The following is a 19,708-nucleotide window of genomic DNA, read 5'->3' as shown; positions in this document are numbered from 1 at the left end:
GGCATGACCACCAGCGCACCGTCCGGCCCGGCCCGGGAGCGCGTGTACGCCTGGCTGCGCGACGGGATCATCGCGGGCGAGCTCGAAGGCGGCCGGTTCCTGGACGAGCACTGGGTGTCGGGCGTCGTCGGCGTGTCCCGGACCCCGGTCCGCGAGGCGTTCCACCGCCTGGAGGCCGAGCGCTTCATCAGCCTGCTGCCGCGCAAGGGCGCCCAGGTCCGCACGGTCACCGCGCGCGAGCTGGAGGAGGTCTACCAGAGCCGCCGCCTGATCGAGGGCCACGCGATCACCGAGGTCTGCGCGGCCCGGGCCGGCGCGCCGGCGGAGATGGCCGGCCTGATGGCCGAGATGGAGCGGGCCGGCCAGGCGCGCGACTGGTTCGCGGTGTCCGGGCTCGACCGCTCGTTCCACCGCGCGATCGTCAACGCGGCGGGCAACTCGGTGCTGACCGAGCTGTACGACACGCTGCGCTCGCGCCAGCAGAGGGTCGCGGTCCGCGCGATGGAGGCCCGCCCGGAGCGGCTGCCGGTGATCGACGCGGAGCACCGGGCGCTGGCGGCGGCGTTGGACGCGCACGACGCCGAGGAGGCGCTGCGGATCCTGAACCAGCACCTGCGTCCGGTGTCGGAGGTGGTCTCGGCGCTCGACCGCGGCTGACTACACGGCGGTACCGGCCCGGCGAATGATAGGAATGGCCGGTGACCGAACCGAACACCATCGAAGCCGCCGCGGCCGAGGCCGTCACGCTGACCAGCGAGCTCATCCGCATCGACACGACCAACACCGGCGACCCCGACACGCTGGTCGGCGAGCGGGCCGCGGCCGAGTACGTTGCGGAGAAGCTGACCGACGCCGGCTACGAGATCACCTACGTCGAGTCGGGCGGGAAGAACCGGCACAACGTCATCGTGCGGCTCGAAGGCGCCGACCGGTCCCGGGGCGGGCTGCTCATCCACGGCCACCTCGACGTCGTGCCCGCCGACCCGTCGGAGTGGTCGGTCCACCCGTTCTCCGGCGCGATCCAGGACGACTACGTCTGGGGCCGCGGCGCGGTCGACATGAAGGACATGTGCGGGATGGCGCTCGCGCTGGCCCGGCACTACAAGCTGAACAACGTCGTGCCGCCGCGCGACCTCGTCTTCGCCTTCGTCGCCGACGAAGAGGCCGGCGGCAAGTACGGCGCGCAGTGGCTCGTCGAGAACCGGCCCGAGCTGTTCGAGGGTGTCACCGAGGCGATCAGTGAGGTCGGCGGCTTCTCGATCACGCTCAAGGACGACGTCCGCGCGTACCTGATCGAGACCGCCGAAAAGGGCATCCGCTGGATGAAGCTGCGCGTGCGCGGCACCGCCGGGCACGGCTCGATGATCCACCGCGACAACGCGGTCACGAAGCTGTCCGAAGCCGTCGCCAAGCTCGGCAACCACCGCTTCCCACTGGTGCTGACCGACTCGGTGAAGGAGTTCCTCGCCGGCGTCACCGAGATCACCGGCTGGGACTTCCCCGAAGACGACCTCGAGGGCTCGGTCGCCAAGCTGGGCAACATCTCCCGGATGATCGGCGCGACCCTGCGCGACACGGCCAACCCGACCATGCTCACCGCCGGGTACAAGTCGAACGTCATCCCGTCGGTCGCCGAAGCCGCGGTCGACTGCCGCATCCTGCCGGGCCGCCTGGAGGCCTTCGACCGCGAGCTCGACGAGCTGCTCGGCCCGGACATCGAGAAGGAGTGGATGGAGCTCCCGCCGGTGGAGACGACCTTCGACGGCGCGCTCGTCGACGCCATGACCGCCGCCGTGCTGGCCGAGGACCCGGGCGCGAAGACGTTGCCGTACATGCTTTCCGGCGGCACCGACGCGAAGTCCTTCCAGGACCTCGGCATCCGGAACTTCGGCTTCGCGCCGCTCAAGCTGCCGGCCGACCTCGACTTCTCGGCGCTGTTCCACGGCGTCGACGAGCGCGTCCCGGTCGAGGCGCTGAAGTTCGGCACCCGCGTGCTGGACCGGTTCCTGCGCACCAGCTGATGACCGCGTTCGCGCTCGCCGACGGCACGTCCCTGCAGGTGGTGCGCAGGGGCGACCCGGGCGCGCCGGTGACCGTGGTGTTCGTCCACGGCTACGCGCTCGACCAGCGCAGCTGGGGCCGGATCGCGCCGCTGGTGCCGGACGCCGCCGACGGGCCGGTGGCCGTGCTGACCTACGACCAGCGCGGCCACGGCGGGTCCGGGCGGGCGCGCCGCGGCACCGCGACCATGGCGCAGCTCGGCGACGACCTCGCCGAGCTGCTCGAGCGCGAAGTCCCGGCCGGGCGGGTGGTGCTGGTCGGGCACGACATGGGTGGCCTGGCGATCATGTCGCTGTCCCAGCGGCGCGCGGAGCTGTTCGCCGCGCGCGTGTCGGGCTTGGCGCTGCTCGCGACGTCGTCGGGCACGCTGGCCACCGAGGTGTCGGCGACCTGGCCGAACGCGCTGGGCAAGCTGGCCCGCGACCTCGAAGCGGTGCTCGGCTCGAAGCTCTACGGCGTCGTGCGCGAGCACACGAGCCGGGCGGTGAGCGCGGGCCTGCGCTGGTGGCTCTTCGGCGACGACCCGGAGCCGGACCTGGTCGAGCTGACCGTGAAGATGATCCGCGGCAACTGGCCGCACACGGTGTCGCTGTTCCGGCCCGCGCTGGACGCTTACGCGAGGGACGCGGCGTTGTCGCAGGTCGGCGGCGTTCCGGTGACGGCGATCGTGGGGGAGCGGGACCGGATCGTGCGCGCGGCCGACGTCGAGCAGTGGGTCGGCGGGCTCGAGAACGGGACGGCCGTGGTGCTGCCGGGCGTCGGGCACGTCGTGCCGCTGGAGGCGGCGGCGCAGGTGCTGCCGCGGGTGGTCGCGCTGGTCAACGCGAGCTACCGACAAGACGAGCGTTCTTGACAACTTCTGTGTTCGGCTGGATGCTGGGCACATGTTCTCCGTGGCGGTGATCGAAGACCCGGCCGCGGCCGAGGTGTCGCTGGACCCGATCCGCGCCCGGCTGCTGGCCGAACTGGCCGAGCCGGCGTCCGCGACGATGCTCGCCGGGCGCGTCGGCCTGCCGCGCCAGAAGGTCAACTACCACCTGCGGGCGCTGGAGGCGCACGGACTGGTGGAGCTGGTCGAGGAGCGGCGCAAGGGCAACGTGACCGAGCGGATGATGCGGGCGACGGCGTCGTCGTACGTCATCTCGCCGGCCGCGCTGGGCGCGGTGCAGCCGGACCCGGCGCAGTCGCCCGACCGGCTCTCGGCCCGCTGGCTGCTGGCCGTCGCCGGGCGGCTGGTGCGCGACGTCGGCATCCTGATCACCGGGGCCGCGAAGGCCAAGCAACGCGTGGCGACCTTCGCCCTCGACGGCGAGGTGCGGTTCGCCTCCGCCGCCGACCGGGCCGCGTTCGCCGAGGAGCTCGCCACCGCCGTCACGACCCTGGTCGCGAAGTACCACGACGAAACCGCCGAGAAGGGCCGCCCGCACCGGGTGGTCGTGGCCGTCCACCCGAGCATCCCCGAGGAGCCCGTCGATGGGGCATGAGTTCGAGCTGACCGAAGCTTCCGAGGTCGACGCGACGCCGGAGCAGGTCTGGGCGGCCATCGCCACCGGGCCGGGCATCGACTCGTGGTTCATGGGCCGCAACGAGGTCGAGGGCGGCACGGGCGGGGTGATCCGCGGCGCGTTCGGCGGCTACGAGCCGGAGTACCGGATCCGCGAGTGGGACCCGCTGGAGAAGCTCGTCTACGGCAGCGACCCCGCGCCGGACGGGCGTGCGATCGCCTACGAGTTCCTCATCGAGGGCCGCGACGGCGGCAGTTCGGTGGTCCGCTGCGTGACCAGCGGCTTCCTCCCGGGCGACGACTGGGAGGACGAGTTCGAAGCGATGACCACCGGCGGCGCGATGTTCTTCCGCACCCTGGTCGAGTACGTGACGCACTTCGCCGGGCGGCCGGCGGTGCCGGTCACGGCGTTCGGCCCGCCGGTGGCGGACTGGGACGTCGCGTGGGCGCGGCTGGGTGCGGAGCTGGGGTTGGCCGCACGGCCCGCCGAGGGCGACCGGGTCTCGCTCGGCGGCGTCGTCTACGCGGTGAACGACCAGGCGGTGGGGATCCGGACCGCGGACGCGATGATCCGGTTCCTGCGGGGCTTCCACGGCCCGATGGTCGCGTCCCACCACCTCTTCGCACCGGACGCGGACGCCGCGGCGGAGGAGAAAGTGTGGACCGGCTGGCTGAACCGCGTGTTCGGGTGACCGCCGACCAGCCCGTCCTGCACACCGAGCGGCTGACGCTGGTGCCGCTGACCGGAGCGCACCTCGAGGCGGCGGTCGAGCTGGACGCCGATCCCGAGGTGCTGAAGCACCTGGGCGGTCGCGCGTTGACGAGGGCCGAGGCGGAAGCCGCGCACGAGCGCCGGCTGGCCGCCGCGGGGGAGGGACTCGGGTACTGGGCCGGTCTCGCCGGGACCGGCTTCGTCGGCTGGTGGCTGCTGAGGCCACCGCACGGACCCGACCAGCCGCCCGTTGCGGGCGAAGCCGATCTCGGGTTCCGGCTCCGGCGCGACCGCTGGCGTCGCGGCTACGCCGTCGAAGGCGCGCGCCGGCTGATCCGCTACGGCTTCGCCGACCTCGGCCTCGACCGCGTCTTCGCGCAGACCGCGGCCGGGAACACCGCGTCGCGCGCGACGATGGCCGCCGCCGGGTTGACGTTCGTGCGCGAGTTCGCCTCCGGTGGCGACGGCGACACCGAAGTCGAATACGAGATCAAGCGGTCAGGTCGGTAGCGCGCCCGGCAGGCTCTGGGCCGTCCGCTTCCGGCGCAGCCACACCCGCCGCGTGCCGTCGGCGTACAACCGCACCGTGCGCAGTTCCCAGCCCGCGAACTCCGCGTGGATGGAGAGCTGGGTCGCCGCCGCACGCCGGGACACACCCGGGGGGAGGTGCAGACGGCGATACTCCCAATCCCCTTCGACCACCGCCTCGCTGACCGCTGTCATGGCTGGATCACCTGGGTCCCTTCTCCGGCGGCCGAGCCGACGATCACGCGGCCGCTGCTGTCGTCCACCCCGACCGAGTCCGGCTGGCGCACGGTGGGGAACCGGTACTTCTCGACAGGCTCGCCGCCACGGACGTCGAACCCGACCACTTCGTTGCGTTCCGTCAGCGTCACCCAGGCCAGGCTCCGCTTCGCGTCATAAGCGATCCCGTACGCGCCCCCGGGCACCGGGTAGCGCTGCCGCATGATCAGCGGGTTCGCCGAGAAGGCGATCAGCGCGCCCGCCCGCGCGTCGGTCACCAGCACCCGCCCGTAGGAGTCGGCCACCGCGTTCGCCGCGCCGTCGCCCGCGCGCAGGCCCTCGCCGACCGTCCCGGCCGCGACGTCGACCGAGAACACGGCCGTGCGCAGCCGGTCCAGCACCACGACACCCTTCCCGGTGTCGATGACGTCGTCGGCGCTGTAGAGCTGCCCGCCGATCGTCCGCGCCGGCCCCGCCGCCGGCAGCACCTGGATGTCCTTCGCCGCCCCCATCGCGACCAGCCGGTCGGTGCCGTAGGCGATGCTCGACGCCGGCTGCCCGCCCGTCTTCGTCTCGGTGAGCTTCCGGTCCGGCAGGGTCAGCTGCTGCACCACGCCCTGCGCGGGCTCGGCGATCTCGACCCGTCCCGGCGCCACGGTCAGCTTCTCCGCCTTGCCGTATAACGGCATATTCACCGGCGGGGACGCGAGCGCGTTCAGGTCGTACAGCTGCAAAGAAGGCGGCTGAGCGAGGGCCACGACCAAGGTGCCCTGCGCCACGGCGAGGGCCGACACCGCTCCGGTGGCGAGCACCTGACCGGCGGGCTTCACGCTCACCGCGGGGGAGACGACCGGCTTCGCCGCGACAGGGTTCGCGACGATCTGCAGCTCGTCGCTGTTGTCGGTCTTGGCCGACGAGCAGCCCGAGAGCACCAGCGCACCGGCGAGCGGGATCGCGATCCACGACACGGCGGCGAACCGACGCACGTTGCGGCCTCCAGGTGTCCCTCGACGGACGGTCTCCACCAGCATCCTCCACGATCGTCTTGCCGTCACGTGCATGTCACCCAACAGACACCTAGCGCGGCCAGCGCTCCGGGTAGCCGACCTCGATGGCGCTGACGTCGTCGAGCGCCGAGCGAATGGCCGGCGGCAAGGTGATCTCCTCCGCCGTCAGTGACCCGGTCAGCTGGCCGGTGTCCCGCGCGCCCACCACCGGCGCGACCACGCCGGGCCGGTCGCGGACCCAGGCCAGCGCCACCGCCAGCGGTGACGTGCCCAGCCCGTCGGCCGCGGTGGCCACCGCCTGCACGATGCGGGCGGCCCGGTCGGTGCGGTGGTGCTCGACGTAACCGGCGTACGCGCTGTTCGCGCCGCGCGAGTCCGCCGGGGTGCCAGTGCGGTACTTGCCGGTCAGCACGCCGCGGCCCAGGGGCGCCCAGGGCAGCAGGCCGATGCCGTGGTGCTCGGCGGCGGGCACGACCTCGCGGTCCACCCCGCGCTCCAGGAGCGAGTACTCGACCTGGGTGGAGACGATCGGGGCGACCGCGGCGGCGCCGGCGGCGGCCGTGGCCAGCTGCCAGCCCGCGTAGTTCGAGACGCCGACGTAGCGGGCCTTGCCGGTGGTCACGGCGTACTCGAGCGCGGCGAGCGTCTCGGCGATCGGCACGCAGGAGTCCCAGGCGTGCAGCTGCCAGAGGTCGACGTGGTCGGTGCCCAGCCGCTTCAGCGAGCCCTCGAGCGCGGTGAGCAGCGCGCCCCGGGAGGCGCCGCCGCCGAAGGGGCCGTCGGTGCGGCGGGCGACGGCCTTGGTGGCGAGGACGACGTCGTCGCGGGGCACCAGGTCACCGAGCAGCGAACCGAGGACCCGCTCGCTCTCGCCCTCGCCGTAGATGTCGGCCGTGTCCACCAGGGTGCCCCCGGCGTCGACGAAAGCGACCAGCTGGCCGGCCGCCTCTTCCGCGTCGGTGTCGCCACCCCAGGTCATGGTGCCGAGCGCCATCCGCGAGACACGCAGTCCCGACCGGCCGAGCAGTCGCTTTTCCACGACCGCCGAGCCTAGTGGGCGACCGCTCGCGAACCTGACCAAGGTGAGTCGTGTCGCCCACAACGGCCCCCGTTAGGGTCTGGCCCCGTGCGACTCGGACTGAATCTCGGCTACTGGGGAGCGGGGAACGACCCCGCGAACCTGGAGCTGGCCAAGCAAGCGGACGAACTGGGCTACGCCGTGGTGTGGGCCGCGGAGGCGTACGGCTCGGACGCCGTGACCGTGCTGACCTGGGTCGCGGCGCACACGTCGCGGATCGACGTCGGCGCCGCCGTGCTGCAGATCCCGGCCCGGACCCCGGCGATGACCGCGATGACCGCCGCCACCCTCGACACGCTCTCCGGCGGCCGGTTCCGGCTCGGGCTGGGGGTGTCCGGTCCGCAGGTGTCCGAGGGCTGGCACGGCGTGCGGTTCACCTCGCCGCTGGGCCGCACCCGCGAGTACGCCTCGATCGTGCGCTCGGCGCTGCGGCGGGAGCGGGTCAAGTTCGAAGGGGAGCACTTCACGCTGCCGCTGCCGGACGGCCCGGGCAAGGCGCTGCGGCTGACCGTCCGGCCCGCGCGCAAGCACATCCCGCTCTACCTGGCCGCGATCGGCCCGAAGAACCTGGAGCTGACCGGCGAGATCGCCGACGGCTGGCTGCCGGTGTTCTTCTCGCCGGCGCACGCGGGGGAGCAGCTGGCGCAGCTGCGGGCCGGCGCCGAGCGGGCCGGCCGCACCCTGGACGGCTACGACGTCGCCCCGACCGTGCCGCTCGTCCCGGGGGACGACTGGAAGGTGTGCGCGGACGCTGTCCGCGGTTACGCGGCGCTCTACCTCGGCGGCATGGGCAGCCGGGAGAAGAACTTCTACAACCAGCTGGCCTGCCGGATGGGCTTCGCGGCCGAAGCCGCCGACGTGCAGGAGAAATACCTGGCGGGCGACCGCGCCGGGGCGATGGCGGCGGTGCCGCTGGAGTTCCTCGACGCGACGTCGCTGCTGGGTCCGAAGGAACGGATCGCGGAGAAGATGACCCAATTCGCCGAAGCCGGCGTGACGACCCTGTCGGTGTCGCCCTTCACACCGGAGCCGGCCGGCGCCCTGCGCACCGCCGTCGAGGCGCTCGAGCTGGCGGGGGTGGCCTGACGTGGGCTGGTTCGAAGCCTTGGTGCTGGGCCTGGTCCAGGGCCTGACGGAGTTCCTGCCGATCTCTTCGAGCGCGCACCTGCGGATCGTCGCGGCGCTCGTCGGCTGGGACGATCCGGGCGCGGCGTTCACCGCGGTGACGCAGATCGGCACCGAGCTGGCGGTGATCATCTACTTCGGCAAGAAGATCGGCCGGATCCTGCAGGCCTGGTTCTACTCGCTCTACCAGAAGGAGTGGCGGCAGGACCCGGACGCCCGCCTCGGCTGGCTGATCATCGTCGGCTCGCTGCCGATCGTGGTGCTCGGCCTGCTGCTGCAGGACCAGATCGACAGCGCCTTCCGCGACCTGCGGATCACCGCGACCGTGCTGATCGTGTTCGGCCTGATCCTGCTCTACGCCGACCGCGTCGGGAAGCAGGAGCGGACGCTGGATCACCTGACGGTGCCGCACGGCCTCGGCTTCGGCTTCGCGCAGGCGCTGGCGCTGATCCCCGGCGTGTCCCGCTCGGGCGGCACGACCAGTGCGGGCCTGCTGCTGGGCTACACCCGCGCGGAGGCGGCGGAGTACTCGTTCCTGCTGGCGCTGCCGGCGGTGTTCGGCTCGGGGGTGTACAAGCTCAAGGACATCGGCTCGGGCGGCGTGCCGGCCCAGTGGGGCCCGACGATCCTCGCGACGCTGGTCGCCTTCGGTGTCGGCTACGCGGTGATCGCCTGGCTGATGGCCTACATCAAGAAGCGCAGCTTCGTGCCGTTCGTGGTCTACCGGCTGGTGCTCGGCGTGCTGCTGTTCGTGCTGATCTTCACCGGGGTGCTCGACCCGAACGCGGGCCCGGTCAGCCACTGATCGCCGCCACGTAGGGTGGGGCGTGTGAGTACGGTCATTCTGCTCAGGCACGGCAAGTCGACGGCCAACGGATCGGGGATCCTGGCCGGGCGGTCGCCGAAGGTCAACCTCGACGACACGGGCCGCGCCCAGGCGGAGAAGCTGGTCGAGCGGCTGGAGGGCGTGCCCCTGTCGGGGCTCGTCGTCTCGCCGATGCTGCGGTGCAAGCAGACGGTCGGGCCGCTGGCCGCCGCGCGCGGGCTCGAGAAGGTCGTCGAGCCCGGGTTGTCCGAAGTGGACTACGGCGACTGGACCGGCAAGGAGCTCAAGCACCTCGCCAAGGAGCCGCTCTGGCGGGTCGTCCAGGCGCACGCCTCGGCGGCGGTGTTCCCGGGCGGCGAGGGGCTCGCGGCGATGCAGGCGCGGTCGGTGGCCGCGGTCCGCGCGCACGACCGGCGGATCACCGCCGAGCACGGCGACCACGCCGTCTGGCTGCTGTGCAGTCACGGCGACGTGATCAAGTCGATCCTCGCCGACGCCCTCGGGCAGCACCTCGACGCGTTCCAGCGGATCGTCGTCGACCCGGCGTCGATCTCGGTCGTGCGCTACACCGAGACGCGGCCGTTCGTCATGCGGGTCAACGACCACGGCGGCGACCTGCGGGGCATCGTGCCGCCCGAGCCGAAGCCGAAGCGGGGCAGGAAGGCGGCTTCGAGCAGCGACGCCGTCGTGGGCGGTACCACCGGCCGGTGAGCTTGGCCACCTCCGGAAAGCGCTGACATCGGCACCGGTGGACCACGTAGGGTGGCGGGACCGAGTGTTGCACCCGATCAGGAGCCTGCCCCGATGATTTCGCCGGACAACCCGTTCGCCGCACCCAGCGAACTGCCCTACGCCCTGCCGCCGTTCGACCGGATCGCCGACGAGCACTACCGGCCCGCGTTCGAGGCCGGGCTGGCCGAGCACGCGGCGGAGATCGAGCAGATCGCCACGCAGGACGCCGAGCCGACGTTCGAGAACACCGTCGTGGCCCTCGAGCGCGCCGGCGAGCTGCTGAGCCGCGTGGCGAGCGTGTTCTACAACCTGTCCGGGTCGACCAGCACCGACGAGATCCAGGCCATCCAGGCGGAGTTCGCGCCGAAGCTGGCCGCCCACCACGACGCCATCCACCTGAACCCGAAGCTGTTCGCCCGCATCGACGCCCTGCACGCGCGGCGCGGGGAGCTGGGCCTGGACGAGGAGTCGAGGCGGCTGCTGGAGCGGCGGCACCTCGACTTCAGCCGCGCGGGCGCCGGGCTCGGCGAGGCGGAGCAGGCCCGCCTGCGGGAGCTGAACGGGCAGCTGTCCACGCTGCAGACGAAGTTCCAGCAGAACCTGCTCAAGGACACCAACGAGCTGGCCGTCGTCATCGAAGACCGGGCGGAGCTCGCGGGCTTCGGCGACGGCGCGGTCGCCACCGCGGCCGAAGCGGCGTCGGCCCGCGGTGAAGACGGCAAGTACGTGCTCACCCTGACCCTGCCGACGAGCCAGGCGTCGCCGCTGGAGACGTTGAGCGACCGCGAAATCCGGGCGCGGATCCACACCGCGTCGATGGCGCGGGGCAACCGCGGCAACGACTACGACAACAACGCGCTCGTCGCGGAGATCGCGCACCTGCGGGCGGAACGGGCCGCGTTGCTCGGCTACCCGAACCACGCGGCGTACGTCATCGCGGACGAGACGGCGAAGACGGCCGAAGCCGCGGCCGGTCTGCTCGAGCGGCTGGCGCCGGCCGCGGTCGCCAACGCCCGCACCGAAGCCGCCGAGCTGCAGCAGCTGCTGGAGGCCGACGTGCCGGGGGCGACGCTGCGGCCGTCGGACTGGCCGTACTACGCCGCGCAGGTCCGCCGTGAGCGCTTCGACGTCGACACCGAAGCCCTGCGGCCGTACTTCGAAGCCGACCGCGTGTACGCCGACGGTGTCTTCTTCGCCGCCACCAAGCTGTACGGGCTCACCTTCACCGAGCGCCCGGACCTCCCGAAGTACCACCCGGAGGTCCGGACCTTCGAGGTGTTCGACGCCGACGGCACCCCGCTCGGGCTGTACCTGCTCGACCTCTACACCCGCGACGCCAAGCGCGGCGGCGCCTGGATGAACACCTTCGTCGACCAGTCGGCGCTGCTGGACCGCAAGACCGTCGTGGTCAACGTGCTCAACGTCAGCCGTCCGCCGGCGGGGGAGCCGACCCTGCTGACCTTCGACGAGGTCGTCACGGCGTTCCACGAGTTCGGGCACGCCCTGCACGCGCTGCTTTCGTCGGTCCGGTACCCGACGTTCTCCGGCACCAACGTGCCGCGTGACTTCGTCGAGTACCCGTCCCAGGTCAACGAGATGTGGATGCTCTGGCCCGAGGTGCTGGCCAACTACGCCAAGCACCACGAGACCGGCGAGGCGCTGCCGCAGGCCCAGGTCGAGAAGCTCCTCGCCGCCCAGCAGTACGGCGAAGGCTTCTCCACGACCGAGTACCTCGCGGCTTCCCTGCTCGACCAGGCGTGGCACCGCCTCGGCGTCGACGACCGCGTGGAAGAGGTCCAGCGCTTCGAGACCGACGCGCTCGTGAAGGCCGGCGTCGCGGTCGAGGCGATCCCGCCGCGTTACCGCACCACCTACTTCGCCCACATCTTCAGCGGCGGCTACAGCGCGGGGTACTACTCCTACATCTGGAGCGAAGTCCTCGACGCCGACACGGTCCAGTGGTTCCGCGAGAGCGGGGGACTGACCCGCGAGAACGGCGACCACTTCCGCCGCACCCTCCTCGGCCGGGGCGGATCCATCGACCCGATGGACGCCTTCCGGAGCTTCCGCGGCCGCGACCCCGAGATCGAAGCCCTCCTGGTTCGCCGCGGCCTCAACGGAGTCTGATTTCTCAACTGTATAACGCCCTATACCGCGGGCCGGGTTTCGAAAAACCCGGCCCGCGGTGCGTTGCCCATGCTCAAAAGACCGCAAAGACTAGGCGACCAGCTTCAGCCAGGCGTCCGCGAGAGCGGCGTGGCCGGCCGGGGTGGGGTGCACGCCGTCTTCGGACCAGCGTTCCGGTTCGTCGGCCGCGGCCAGCTCGGCGAACATGCGGTCCGCGGCGAGCAGGTGCGCGTCGTACCGCGAGGCGAGCTCGCGGACGGCGTCGATCTTCGGGTCGAGCCGGGCGCGCCATTCCTCGCGTACGGCGTCGTCGATGAGGACGGCTTCTTCGCTGTCTCCGCGGTGGATTCCGGCTTGGACGACTCCGGTGACCGGTAGGAGGAACGGTTCGATGAGGATCAGTTGGGTGCCCGTGTCGGCGAGTGGGGTGAGCAGGCGGTCGTAGCCGGCCGCGAACTCGTCGGTGGAGGTCGCGGGGGTGTTCGGGGCGAAGGTGTGCCGGCCGTTGTCGTTGACGCCGACGAGGATGGACACGACGTCGGGGTGGGTGTCGAGGACGTCGGTGCGCCAGCGGGCTTCGAGGTCGGGGACGGTGTCGCCGGCGTGTCCGGTGTTGCGCCAGGTGATGGGCCGGTCGGGGTGGCGGAAGCACCAGTGGCCGGCGGCGAGGGCCGGGTAGCCGCAGCGGTCTTCGCCGTCGGGGCGCCAGAGGTCGGTGATCGAGTCGCCGGTGAAGAGCACGGTGCTGTGGGGTTCGAGGGTGATCGTCATGGGGGCGAGCTTGGTGGGCGTGGCTGGTGGGGTGCGCACGTCGGGCTGGCACTGTGCTGGCATCGCCGGCTGAGGGGTGTCAGGTCGTGGTTGTTGCCAAGGTGGCTTGCGACGGCTAACGTACAACCACATGGTTGTACTTGAGAACGAGAGTGAGGAGTCGCTCAACCAGCTCTTCCGCGCTCTGGCCGACGGCACGCGTCGCGACATCCTCAAGCGGTCGATCGCGGAGACGCCGTCGGTGTCGGATCTGGCCGCGCACTACGAGATGAGTTTCGCCGCTGTGCAGAAGCACGTCGCGGTGCTCGAGCGGGCGGGCCTGATCCACAAGCGCGCGAACGGCCGCGCTCAGCTGGTTTCGACGGACCGGGAACGGATCCGGCGGGCCGGTGAGCTGCTCGACTCCTTCGAAACCCTTTGGCGCCAGCGGGTGGCGCAGCTCGATGATGTCCTGCTGACGAAAGAAGACTGACGATGCCCGTCACCTCCGTGACCAAGGATCCCGAACAGCTGACGCTGACGTTGGTGGCCGACTTCCCGGTGTCCCAGCGCCGGTTGTGGGAGGCGTGGGCGGATCCGCGGCAGCTGGAGCGGTTCTGGGGGCCGCCGTTCGCGCCGGCGACGTTCACGCACCACGACTTCCGGGTCGGTGGGCGTGCGGAGTACTTCCTGTCGGGGCCGGACGGGGAGAAGTGGAGTGGCTCCTGGAGGTTCACGGCGGTGGACCCGATCGACTCGTTCGCAGCGGAGGACGGCGACGGTGACACGGAGGAGCTGCCGATGGCGATGACGTTCGTCTTCGAGACGACGGCGGCGGGTTCGCGGATGACGAGTGTGACGCGGTTTTCGAGTGTGGCGGCGATGGAAGCGACGATTCCGGGCATGGAGGCGGGCCTGCGGGCCGCGATGCCCCAACTGGACGAGGTGCTGGCGGGATGAGAACGCTCAAGATCATCGAACACGTGTCGCTCGACGGTGTGATCCAGAACTCGGTGGACGGGGACGGGTTCCCGTCCACCGACTGGACCGGGCCGTACCGGACGCCGGCGGGTGCGGAGCTGATGTTGTCGGCGCACGGTGAGCGGTTCGACCTGCTGTTGGGGCGGCGGACTTACGACATCTTCGCGGGGTTCTGGCCGACGGTGTCGGGTGTGCCGATGGCGGATCGGCTCAACGCGGCGAAGAAGTACGTCGTCACGCACCGCCCGGAGGATCTCGGCTGGGGGCCGGCGGAGGGGGTCGGGCCGGATCTCGTCGAGGGGGTGCGGGCGATCAAGGCGCAGGAAGGGCCGGGGCTGGTGGTGACGGGCAGTTCGACGCTGACGTCGGCGTTGCTCGAGCACGGGCTCGCGGACGAGGTGGTGCTGGTCGTGTACCCGGTGCTGGTGGGCACGGGCAAGCGGTTGTTCGCGGCGGGCACGCCGGGGCAGACGTTGGAGTTCGCGGGGACGACGCCGACGCCGTCGGGTGTGCTGCTGAGCACGTACCGGGTCGCTGGGCCGCTGAAGAGCGCTTGACGGCGCTGGGGCCACCGTCCTGGTTGGACGGTGGCCCCAGCGGGTGCGTGTGTCGGGCTCAGATGAGGCCGAGCTTCTGCACGGTGTCGCGCTCCTCGACGAGCTCGGCGACCGAGGCGTCGATGCGGGCGCGGGAGAAGTCGTCGATCTCGAGGCCCTGGACGATCTCGTACTTGCCGTCCTTGGCGGTGACCGGGAACGACGAGATGATGCCTTCGGCGACGCCGTAGGAGCCGTCGGAGACGACGCCCGCGGACGTCCAGTCGCCGGCGGGGGTGCCGTTGACCCAGGTGTAGACGTGGTCGATGGCGGCGGAGGCGGCCGAGGCGGCGGAGGAGAGGCCGCGGGCCTCGATGATGGCGGCGCCGCGCTTGGCGACGGTGGGGATGAAGTCGCTCTCGAGCCAGGCCTGGTCGACCTCGACGGCCTTGCCGCCGACCTCGGCGTGCTGGACCGAGGGGTACTGGGTGGCGGAGTGGTTGCCCCAGATGGCGAGCTTCTTGAGTTCGGTGACGGGGACGCCGAGCTTCTTGGAGAGCTGGGCGAGCGCGCGGTTGTGGTCGAGGCGGGTCATCGCGGTGAAGCGGTCGGCCGGCACGTCGGGGGCGTGCGACTTGGCGATGAGGGCGTTGGTGTTGGCGGGGTTGCCGACCACGAGGACCTTGATGTCGTCGGCGGCGCCGGCGTTGATGGCCTCGCCCTGGGGCTTGAAGATGCCGCCGTTGGCTTCGAGGAGGTCGCCGCGCTCCATGCCCTTGCTGCGGGGGCGGGCGCCGACGAGGAGGGCGATGTTGGCGCCTTCGAAGGCCTGCTTGGGGTCGTCGAAGATGTCGATGCCGGACAGGAGCGGGAACGCGCCGTCGTCGAGCTCCATGGCGGTGCCCTCGGCCGCCTTGACCGCCTGCGGGATCTCGAGGAGCCGCAGCTTCACCGGGACGTCCTGGCCGAGCAGCTGACCGGATGCGATGCGGAAGAGCAGCGCGTAGCCGATCTGACCGGCGGCGCCGGTGACGGTCACGTTGACAGGGGCTTGGGTCATTGCGGTACTCCAGCTTGAGACGACTTTGGCTAGTGCCTGGAGCCTATCCCTCCTCGTGGTCGCCGTCCGGGTGCGTCCAGTCACTCTCGCTGTGACAACCGGGGGCTCCGCCCCCGGGGCCGGGGGCTCCGCCACCCGGACCCCCGAAAAATTGGGGTATCGATGGGGAGCTGAACAGATCGGTGCTGGTGATGAGGATGTCGTCGCCGGTGGGGCTGGCGCCGGCGAGCTGGGCGGCGCCGCCGGCGATGAGGACGCGGTCGTCGGCGAGGCGGACGGCGCCGAAGCGGGCGCGGGGGACGGTCAGGCCGGTGCGTGGGCCCCAGTGGCCGGTGGCGGGGTCGTAGGTCTCGGAGTGCTGGTAGCCGGTGTCGAAGCCGCCGTATTCGAGGCCGCCGATGGCGAGGACGTGGCCGGAGCCGAGCTTGATCAGGCGGTGCTGGTCGCGGCCGATGCCCATGGGGGCGGCGGGGGCCCCGCGGCGGGTGGTGGGGTCGAAGCGTTCGGTGTCGCTGAGGCTGAAGGGGGAGAAGGCCCACAGGAAGGGGCCGCCTTGGTGGCCGCCGGTGAGCAGGATCGAGCCGTCGTCGAGGGGGACGGCTTGGGCGTTGACGCGGGCGAGTCCGCTGTTGCTGCCTTGAGTGGGGGTGCCGATGGGGTCGGTGGGGGTCCACTGGTCGGTGGCGGGGTCGTAGGTCTCGCAGAAGGTGATGCCGGCGACGTCGCTGCCGGTGTCGATGCTGCCGCCGATGGCCATGACGTGGCCGTCGGGGGTGAGGACCGCGGGGAAGGCGGCGCGGGCGTGGAGCATCGGGGCGGCGGGGGTCCAGGTGCCGGTGGCGGGGTCGTAGAGCTCGGCGGTGGCGGTGGTGAGGTCGGCGAAGTGCGGGGGCTGGTCGGTGGATCCGCCGGCGACGAGGACGCGGCCGTCGGGCAGGAGGGTGGCGGAGTGGACGAGGCGGCTCTGGTGCAGTGAGCCGGTGGGGGTCCAGGTGCCGGTGGCCGGGTCGTAGAGCTCGGCGGTGGCTTGGGCCCAGGGCCGGCTGGTCGGGTGGCCGTGGCCGCCGCCGACGGCGAGGACCCTTCCGTCGTCGAGGGTGGTGAGGGTGTGGCCGCGACGGCTGGTGGTGAGCGGGCCGGTGCCGGTCCACTGGCCGGTGGCGGGGTCGTAGAGGGCGGTGTCGGCGAAGGTCTGGGCGCCGCGGCTGTCGCCGCCGCCGGCGGCGAGGACGCGGCCGTCGTGGAGGAGGACGGGGCCTTCTTGGAGGTGGTCCCAGGCGCGGGGCCAGGGCAGGTCGCCGGTGCGGGTCCAGCCGGTGGTGGTGGCCGGGGGTGCGGTCTGTGCGGTCATGATCCCGACCATCGCGGCCGCGGGAAATGATCGTCAAGCGGTTGCCCGAAGGGCGGTCTTCCGGGGCGGGGTAGCGGGTTCTATCGGGCGGACGGGTCGTCGGTGACGTTGGCGGCGAGCCGGTGCAGGAGGTCGGCGAGCTGGGCGACCTCGGTTGCGGAGAGGCCGGTGCGCATGCGCTGGTCGTGGGCGATGGCGGCGGTGGCGAGGCGGTGGAAGAGCTGCTCGCCGTGTTCGGTGAGCTCGACGAGGTGGACGCGGCGGTTGTCGGGGTCGCGGCGGCGGGTGACCAGGCCGGTGGTTTCCATGCCGTTGAGGTGGTGGGTGAGGGTGGCGCCCTGGATGCCGACGGCGTCGGCGAGTTCGCGCTGGTTGGCGACGGGCTTGGTCTTGAGGGAGATGAGGATCTGCCAGATGGGCTGGGAGCCGCCCTCGGCGGCGAGGGCGGCGTCGAAGGCGCGGCCGGCGGTCTTGGCGGTGCGGGCGAGGACGACGCCGATGGGGGTGGTCGGTGGTGGAGGCACGGGTGGACCGTACCGCAGAAGCCGAGGGATCTAAGCGTTTGACATCTAATGGTTAGACATCTAACGTTGTGCTCATCGAACGGAAGGGGAGCACGATGAGCACCGAAGAGCAGGTTCGCGAGTTCGGCCGGGTCTGGGCCGCGGCCGAAGAGCGTGGCGACACCGAGGTCCTGGCCGGGCTGACCGTCGAGGGCTTCCGCCTGGTCGGCCCGCTCGGGTTCGTCCTGGACCGCGACCAGTGGCTCGCCCGCTACCGCAGCGGCGCGCTGGTCACCGAAAAGCTGGACTGGGCCGAGGTCGAGGTCCGCGGCTTCGGCGACACCGCCATCGCGATCGGCGTGCACGACCAGATCGCGCGGCACCAGGGCACCCCGGCGAACGGCCGGTTCCGCGCCACCCACGTGCTGGTGCGCGAGGACGACCACTGGCGGCTGGCCGGCATCCACCTGAGCGCGATCGGCGGCCCGCCGCCGTTCGCCCCGGCGGGTGACCCGCGATGAGCGTCGAACTGAATCACACGATCGTGTGCGTCACCGACCGGGAGCGGTCGGCGGAGTTCCTGGCCGGGATCCTCGGCCTGGCGACCGAACCGGTCGACGGGCCCTTCGTGCCCATCCGGCTGGCCAACGGCGTCACGCTCGACTACCTGCGGGTCGAGCACGTCACGACGCAGCACTACGCGTTCCTGGTCGGCGAAGCCGAGTTCGACGCCGCGCTGGCCCGCATCGCCGAGGCCGGCCTCACCTACTGGGCCGACCCGTTCCACGAGCGGCCCGGCGAGATCGGCGGCACCGGCGGCGGCCGCGGCGTCTACTTCGCCGACCCCGACGGCCACAACATGGAGCTGCTGACGAAGGGGCAGTCGTGAAGCTCAGCATCGGGGTCACCGACTTCTCCTGGCCCGACCGGCTCACCGATGAGCTCGCGGCCGTCGCCACCGCGGCCGAGGACGCCGGCCTGGACACCCTGTGGGTGGCCGATCACCTGCTGCAGGCCGACCCGAACAGCACCCCGGACTCGGCGATGCTCGAGGCGTACACGACGCTGGGGTTCCTCGCCGCCCGCACCCGCAGGCTTGGGCTCGGCACGATGGTCTCGGCGGTGACGTTCCGGCCGCCGGCGCTGCTGATCAAGGCCGTCACGACCCTCGACGTCCTCTCCGGCGGCCGCGCCCGCTTCGGCATCGGCACCGGCCACCACGACGGCGAGGCGCGAGCCATGGGCCTGCCGTTTCCCCCGGTCGGCGAGCGCTTCGAGCGGCTGGAGGAGACCATCCGGCTGGCGCTGCGGATGTGGGCGGGGGACGAGTCGCCGTTCGAGGGCGCGCACTACCGCCTCGACCGTCCGATCGGGAATCCGCTGCCGGTGCGGCGGCCGAAGGTGCTCATCGGCGGCGCCGGGGAACGCAAGACCCTGCGGCTGGTGGCGCGCTACGCCGACGCGTGCAACGTCTTCGACGTCCCCGACGGCGGCAAGACCGTGCGGCACAAGCTGGCCGTGCTGGCGCGCCACTGCGAGGAGATCGGGCGGCCCTACGCCGAGATCGAGAAGACGATCAGCACGCGGCTGGCGCCGGGTGAGCCGGCGGGGGAGTTCGCGCGCCGCTGCGCGGAGTTCGCGGAGTGGGGCATCGAGCACGCGGTCGTGATCACCGCCGGGCCGTGGCCGGTGAGCGGGATCGAGACGCTGGGGCGCGTGGCCGGGCAACTGGACTGACCGGACGACGCGGGGGTGATCGTCGCGCGCGACGGGCGTACCCGGGGCGCGAAATCGTTTTCCTCAATCATTTATCGCGACCGCCGGGAATGGCATATCCGGGATTTGTCGGAACGTGAGTATTGCCGCGTGGTGGGACGGCTACGCCGCGTTGCTCCGTTCAGCGGGGTTTGCTTCCATGATCCTTTCGCTACCATGGTCGACGCCCCCGTCCCCAATGTGAATGTATTGGGAAGGATTCCGATGCTGTCTGCGGTCGTTGCTGCCGTAATGGCGCTGTCCTCTGTGGTCACCCCGCATTCGTGGAACACTCCTCCGCCGCCCGACAAAATCGTCATCGACGTCGTGAACGCCAATGGAACGGGCTGTCCGGCCGGCACGTCGGCCGTCGCGGTCTCCGAGGACAACACGGCATTCACCGTGACCTACAGCACCTACACGGCGCTGGTCGGGGTCGGCGCCGGTCCGCTGGACGCCAGGAAGAACTGCCAGATCGGCCTGCGGGTGCACGTCCCGCAGGGGTTCACCTACGGAATCGCGCAGGCCGACTACCGCGGTTTCGCGCACCTGGAACGGGGCGCGACCGGCCTGGAAAGGGCGAACTACTATTTCCAGGGTAATTCTCCGACGGCGTACGTCCAGCACCCGCTGACCGGTCCGTTCGAAGACGACTGGCATTTCACGGATTCCACCGAGGTCGGCGCGATCGTGTTCAAGCCGTGCGGCGAGGAACGCAATTTGAATATCAACACGGAATTGCGGGCCGCGGCCGGGACGTCGGATCCGAAGAAGACGACGAGCTTCGTCACGATGGACTCGACCGACGGCAGCATCACCACGGTGTACCACTTCGCGTGGTTGTCCTGCCCGTGAG

Annotated in this window: 24 protein-coding genes; 17 read left to right on the top strand and 7 right to left on the bottom strand. The window is 71.5% G+C overall.

What is annotated here, in order from left to right; all coding sequences use genetic code 11:
- The first annotated feature begins 3 nt into the window (after positions 1-3).
- Genes M8542_RS06135 through M8542_RS06110 form a run of 6 tightly spaced genes read left to right on the top strand, consistent with a single transcriptional unit; the run spans position 4 to position 4,787 of the window.
- On the top strand, positions 4-657 hold the full coding sequence (locus M8542_RS06135) for a GntR family transcriptional regulator (protein ID WP_257919012.1): 654 nt from the start codon (positions 4-6) through the stop codon (positions 655-657).
- Positions 658-698: 41 nt separating this feature from the next.
- The gene (locus M8542_RS06130; protein WP_257919011.1) at positions 699-2,021 is read left to right on the top strand and encodes a M20/M25/M40 family metallo-hydrolase; all 1,323 of its coding nucleotides are present in this window, start codon (positions 699-701) and stop codon (positions 2,019-2,021) included.
- Positions 2,021-2,914: an alpha/beta fold hydrolase gene (locus M8542_RS06125; protein WP_257919010.1), complete on the top strand. Its 894-nt coding sequence runs from the start codon at positions 2,021-2,023 to the stop codon at positions 2,912-2,914. The genes M8542_RS06130 and M8542_RS06125 overlap by 1 nt, the downstream gene beginning before the upstream one ends.
- 31 nt (positions 2,915-2,945) lie before the next feature.
- Complete coding sequence (locus M8542_RS06120; RefSeq protein WP_257919009.1) at positions 2,946-3,545, top strand: ArsR/SmtB family transcription factor; 600 nt, start codon at positions 2,946-2,948, stop codon at positions 3,543-3,545.
- Positions 3,535-4,257 carry an SRPBCC family protein gene (locus M8542_RS06115; RefSeq protein WP_257919008.1) on the top strand — a complete coding sequence of 241 codons (723 nt, stop codon included), beginning with the start codon at positions 3,535-3,537 and terminating at the stop codon, positions 4,255-4,257. The genes M8542_RS06120 and M8542_RS06115 overlap by 11 nt, the downstream gene beginning before the upstream one ends.
- On the top strand, positions 4,254-4,787 hold the full coding sequence (locus M8542_RS06110) for a GNAT family N-acetyltransferase (protein WP_257919007.1): 534 nt from the start codon (positions 4,254-4,256) through the stop codon (positions 4,785-4,787). Before M8542_RS06115 ends, M8542_RS06110 begins: the two co-directional genes overlap by 4 nt.
- Here the strand turns inward: M8542_RS06110 and M8542_RS06105 are convergent.
- The 3 genes from M8542_RS06105 to M8542_RS06095 form a co-directional block, all read right to left on the bottom strand.
- The gene (locus M8542_RS06105; RefSeq protein WP_257919006.1) at positions 4,776-5,000 is read right to left on the bottom strand and encodes a DUF5703 family protein; all 225 of its coding nucleotides are present in this window, start codon (positions 4,998-5,000) and stop codon (positions 4,776-4,778) included. The genes M8542_RS06110 and M8542_RS06105 overlap by 12 nt on opposite strands.
- Positions 4,997-6,007, bottom strand: a complete 1,011-nt coding sequence (locus tag M8542_RS06100; RefSeq protein WP_257919005.1) for a YncE family protein — start codon at positions 6,005-6,007, stop codon at positions 4,997-4,999. Before M8542_RS06100 ends, M8542_RS06105 begins: the two co-directional genes overlap by 4 nt.
- 91 nt (positions 6,008-6,098) lie before the next feature.
- Entirely contained in the window at positions 6,099-7,067 is a 969-nt protein-coding gene (locus M8542_RS06095; RefSeq protein ID WP_257919004.1) for an aldo/keto reductase, read from the bottom strand.
- A gap of 87 nt (positions 7,068-7,154) precedes the next feature.
- Here M8542_RS06095 and M8542_RS06090 point away from each other — a divergent pair, with 87 nt between their 5' ends.
- The 4 genes from M8542_RS06090 (at position 7,155) to M8542_RS06075 (ending at position 11,916) form a co-directional block, all read left to right on the top strand.
- Positions 7,155-8,192: an LLM class F420-dependent oxidoreductase gene (locus tag M8542_RS06090; protein WP_257919003.1), complete on the top strand. Its 1,038-nt coding sequence runs from the start codon at positions 7,155-7,157 to the stop codon at positions 8,190-8,192.
- A 1-nt stretch (position 8,193) separates the two neighbouring features.
- Positions 8,194-9,036: an undecaprenyl-diphosphate phosphatase gene (locus M8542_RS06085; RefSeq protein ID WP_257919002.1), complete on the top strand. Its 843-nt coding sequence runs from the start codon at positions 8,194-8,196 to the stop codon at positions 9,034-9,036.
- A gap of 24 nt (positions 9,037-9,060) precedes the next feature.
- On the top strand, positions 9,061-9,768 hold the full coding sequence (locus M8542_RS06080) for a histidine phosphatase family protein (protein ID WP_257919001.1): 708 nt from the start codon (positions 9,061-9,063) through the stop codon (positions 9,766-9,768).
- Between the two features lie 93 nt (positions 9,769-9,861).
- Positions 9,862-11,916 carry a M3 family metallopeptidase gene (locus M8542_RS06075; RefSeq protein WP_257919000.1) on the top strand — a complete coding sequence of 685 codons (2,055 nt, stop codon included), beginning with the start codon at positions 9,862-9,864 and terminating at the stop codon, positions 11,914-11,916.
- 90 nt (positions 11,917-12,006) lie between these two features.
- Here the strand turns inward: M8542_RS06075 and M8542_RS06070 are convergent, their stop codons facing one another.
- Positions 12,007-12,687 carry an SGNH/GDSL hydrolase family protein gene (locus M8542_RS06070; protein ID WP_257918999.1) on the bottom strand — a complete coding sequence of 227 codons (681 nt, stop codon included), beginning with the start codon at positions 12,685-12,687 and terminating at the stop codon, positions 12,007-12,009.
- 130 nt (positions 12,688-12,817) lie between these two features.
- Here M8542_RS06070 and M8542_RS06065 point away from each other — a divergent pair, with 130 nt between their 5' ends.
- From M8542_RS06065 to M8542_RS06055, 3 genes are read left to right on the top strand one after another with little or no spacing between them, the layout of a single operon-like run.
- Complete coding sequence (locus M8542_RS06065; protein WP_257918998.1) at positions 12,818-13,159, top strand: ArsR/SmtB family transcription factor; 342 nt, start codon at positions 12,818-12,820, stop codon at positions 13,157-13,159.
- A 2-nt stretch (positions 13,160-13,161) separates the two neighbouring features.
- A complete protein-coding gene (locus M8542_RS06060) occupies positions 13,162-13,626 on the top strand; it encodes an SRPBCC family protein (RefSeq protein WP_257918997.1) in 465 nt (154 codons plus the stop codon).
- The gene (locus M8542_RS06055; protein WP_257918996.1) at positions 13,623-14,204 is read left to right on the top strand and encodes a dihydrofolate reductase family protein; all 582 of its coding nucleotides are present in this window, start codon (positions 13,623-13,625) and stop codon (positions 14,202-14,204) included. Before M8542_RS06060 ends, M8542_RS06055 begins: the two co-directional genes overlap by 4 nt.
- 58 nt (positions 14,205-14,262) lie before the next feature.
- Here M8542_RS06055 and M8542_RS06050 read toward each other — a convergent pair whose 3' ends face one another.
- The 3 genes from M8542_RS06050 to M8542_RS06040 all read right to left on the bottom strand — a co-directional run bounded on the left by M8542_RS06050 (position 14,263) and on the right by M8542_RS06040 (position 17,118).
- Positions 14,263-15,243 carry a malate dehydrogenase gene (locus tag M8542_RS06050; protein WP_257918995.1) on the bottom strand — a complete coding sequence of 327 codons (981 nt, stop codon included), beginning with the start codon at positions 15,241-15,243 and terminating at the stop codon, positions 14,263-14,265.
- 43 nt (positions 15,244-15,286) lie between these two features.
- On the bottom strand, positions 15,287-16,594 hold the full coding sequence (locus M8542_RS06045) for a Kelch repeat-containing protein (protein WP_257918994.1): 1,308 nt from the start codon (positions 16,592-16,594) through the stop codon (positions 15,287-15,289).
- A gap of 80 nt (positions 16,595-16,674) precedes the next feature.
- On the bottom strand, positions 16,675-17,118 hold the full coding sequence (locus tag M8542_RS06040; protein ID WP_257918993.1) for a MarR family winged helix-turn-helix transcriptional regulator: 444 nt from the start codon (positions 17,116-17,118) through the stop codon (positions 16,675-16,677).
- Between the two features lie 95 nt (positions 17,119-17,213).
- Here M8542_RS06040 and M8542_RS06035 point away from each other — a divergent pair, with 95 nt between their 5' ends.
- The 4 genes from M8542_RS06035 to M8542_RS06020 all read left to right on the top strand — a co-directional run bounded on the left by M8542_RS06035 (position 17,214) and on the right by M8542_RS06020 (position 19,707).
- Positions 17,214-17,618, top strand: coding sequence for a nuclear transport factor 2 family protein (locus M8542_RS06035; protein ID WP_257918992.1), 405 nt, complete (start codon positions 17,214-17,216; stop codon positions 17,616-17,618).
- Positions 17,615-17,986 carry a VOC family protein gene (locus tag M8542_RS06030; RefSeq protein ID WP_257918991.1) on the top strand — a complete coding sequence of 124 codons (372 nt, stop codon included), beginning with the start codon at positions 17,615-17,617 and terminating at the stop codon, positions 17,984-17,986. Before M8542_RS06035 ends, M8542_RS06030 begins: the two co-directional genes overlap by 4 nt.
- Positions 17,983-18,834: a TIGR03560 family F420-dependent LLM class oxidoreductase gene (locus M8542_RS06025; protein ID WP_257918990.1), complete on the top strand. Its 852-nt coding sequence runs from the start codon at positions 17,983-17,985 to the stop codon at positions 18,832-18,834. Before M8542_RS06030 ends, M8542_RS06025 begins: the two co-directional genes overlap by 4 nt.
- A gap of 270 nt (positions 18,835-19,104) precedes the next feature.
- On the top strand, positions 19,105-19,707 hold the full coding sequence (locus tag M8542_RS06020; RefSeq protein WP_372508496.1) for a DUF4360 domain-containing protein: 603 nt from the start codon (positions 19,105-19,107) through the stop codon (positions 19,705-19,707).
- Position 19,708 lies beyond the last annotated feature (1 nt).

Source organism: Amycolatopsis iheyensis (assembly GCF_024703995.1).
Lineage (GTDB): Bacteria > Actinomycetota > Actinomycetes > Mycobacteriales > Pseudonocardiaceae > Amycolatopsis > Amycolatopsis iheyensis.
Note: the sequence above shows the minus strand (reverse complement) of the source record. Positions and strands in the feature narration are given on the sequence as shown.

Excerpts from the sequence above, each read along its gene's own strand:
- M8542_RS06115 (WP_257919008.1), top strand. The coding sequence starts at position 3,535 with ATGGGGCATGAGTTCGAGCTGACCGAAGCTTCCGAGGTCGACGCGACG.
- M8542_RS06065 (WP_257918998.1), top strand. The coding sequence starts at position 12,818 with ATGGTTGTACTTGAGAACGAGAGTGAGGAGTCGCTCAACCAGCTCTTC.
- M8542_RS06120 (WP_257919009.1), top strand. The coding sequence starts at position 2,946 with ATGTTCTCCGTGGCGGTGATCGAAGACCCGGCCGCGGCCGAGGTGTCG.
- M8542_RS06070 (WP_257918999.1), bottom strand. The coding sequence starts at position 12,687 with ATGACGATCACCCTCGAACCCCACAGCACCGTGCTCTTCACCGGCGAC.
- M8542_RS06045 (WP_257918994.1), bottom strand. The coding sequence starts at position 16,594 with ATGACCGCACAGACCGCACCCCCGGCCACCACCACCGGCTGGACCCGC.
- M8542_RS06055 (WP_257918996.1), top strand. The coding sequence starts at position 13,623 with ATGAGAACGCTCAAGATCATCGAACACGTGTCGCTCGACGGTGTGATC.
- M8542_RS06105 (WP_257919006.1), bottom strand. The coding sequence starts at position 5,000 with ATGACAGCGGTCAGCGAGGCGGTGGTCGAAGGGGATTGGGAGTATCGC.
- M8542_RS06030 (WP_257918991.1), top strand. The coding sequence starts at position 17,615 with ATGAGCGTCGAACTGAATCACACGATCGTGTGCGTCACCGACCGGGAG.
- M8542_RS06060 (WP_257918997.1), top strand. The coding sequence starts at position 13,162 with ATGCCCGTCACCTCCGTGACCAAGGATCCCGAACAGCTGACGCTGACG.
- M8542_RS06135 (WP_257919012.1), top strand. The coding sequence starts at position 4 with ATGACCACCAGCGCACCGTCCGGCCCGGCCCGGGAGCGCGTGTACGCC.
- M8542_RS06035 (WP_257918992.1), top strand. The coding sequence starts at position 17,214 with ATGAGCACCGAAGAGCAGGTTCGCGAGTTCGGCCGGGTCTGGGCCGCG.
- M8542_RS06020 (WP_372508496.1), top strand. The coding sequence starts at position 19,105 with ATGGCGCTGTCCTCTGTGGTCACCCCGCATTCGTGGAACACTCCTCCG.
- M8542_RS06050 (WP_257918995.1), bottom strand. The coding sequence starts at position 15,243 with ATGACCCAAGCCCCTGTCAACGTGACCGTCACCGGCGCCGCCGGTCAG.
- M8542_RS06075 (WP_257919000.1), top strand. The coding sequence starts at position 9,862 with ATGATTTCGCCGGACAACCCGTTCGCCGCACCCAGCGAACTGCCCTAC.
- M8542_RS06125 (WP_257919010.1), top strand. The coding sequence starts at position 2,021 with ATGACCGCGTTCGCGCTCGCCGACGGCACGTCCCTGCAGGTGGTGCGC.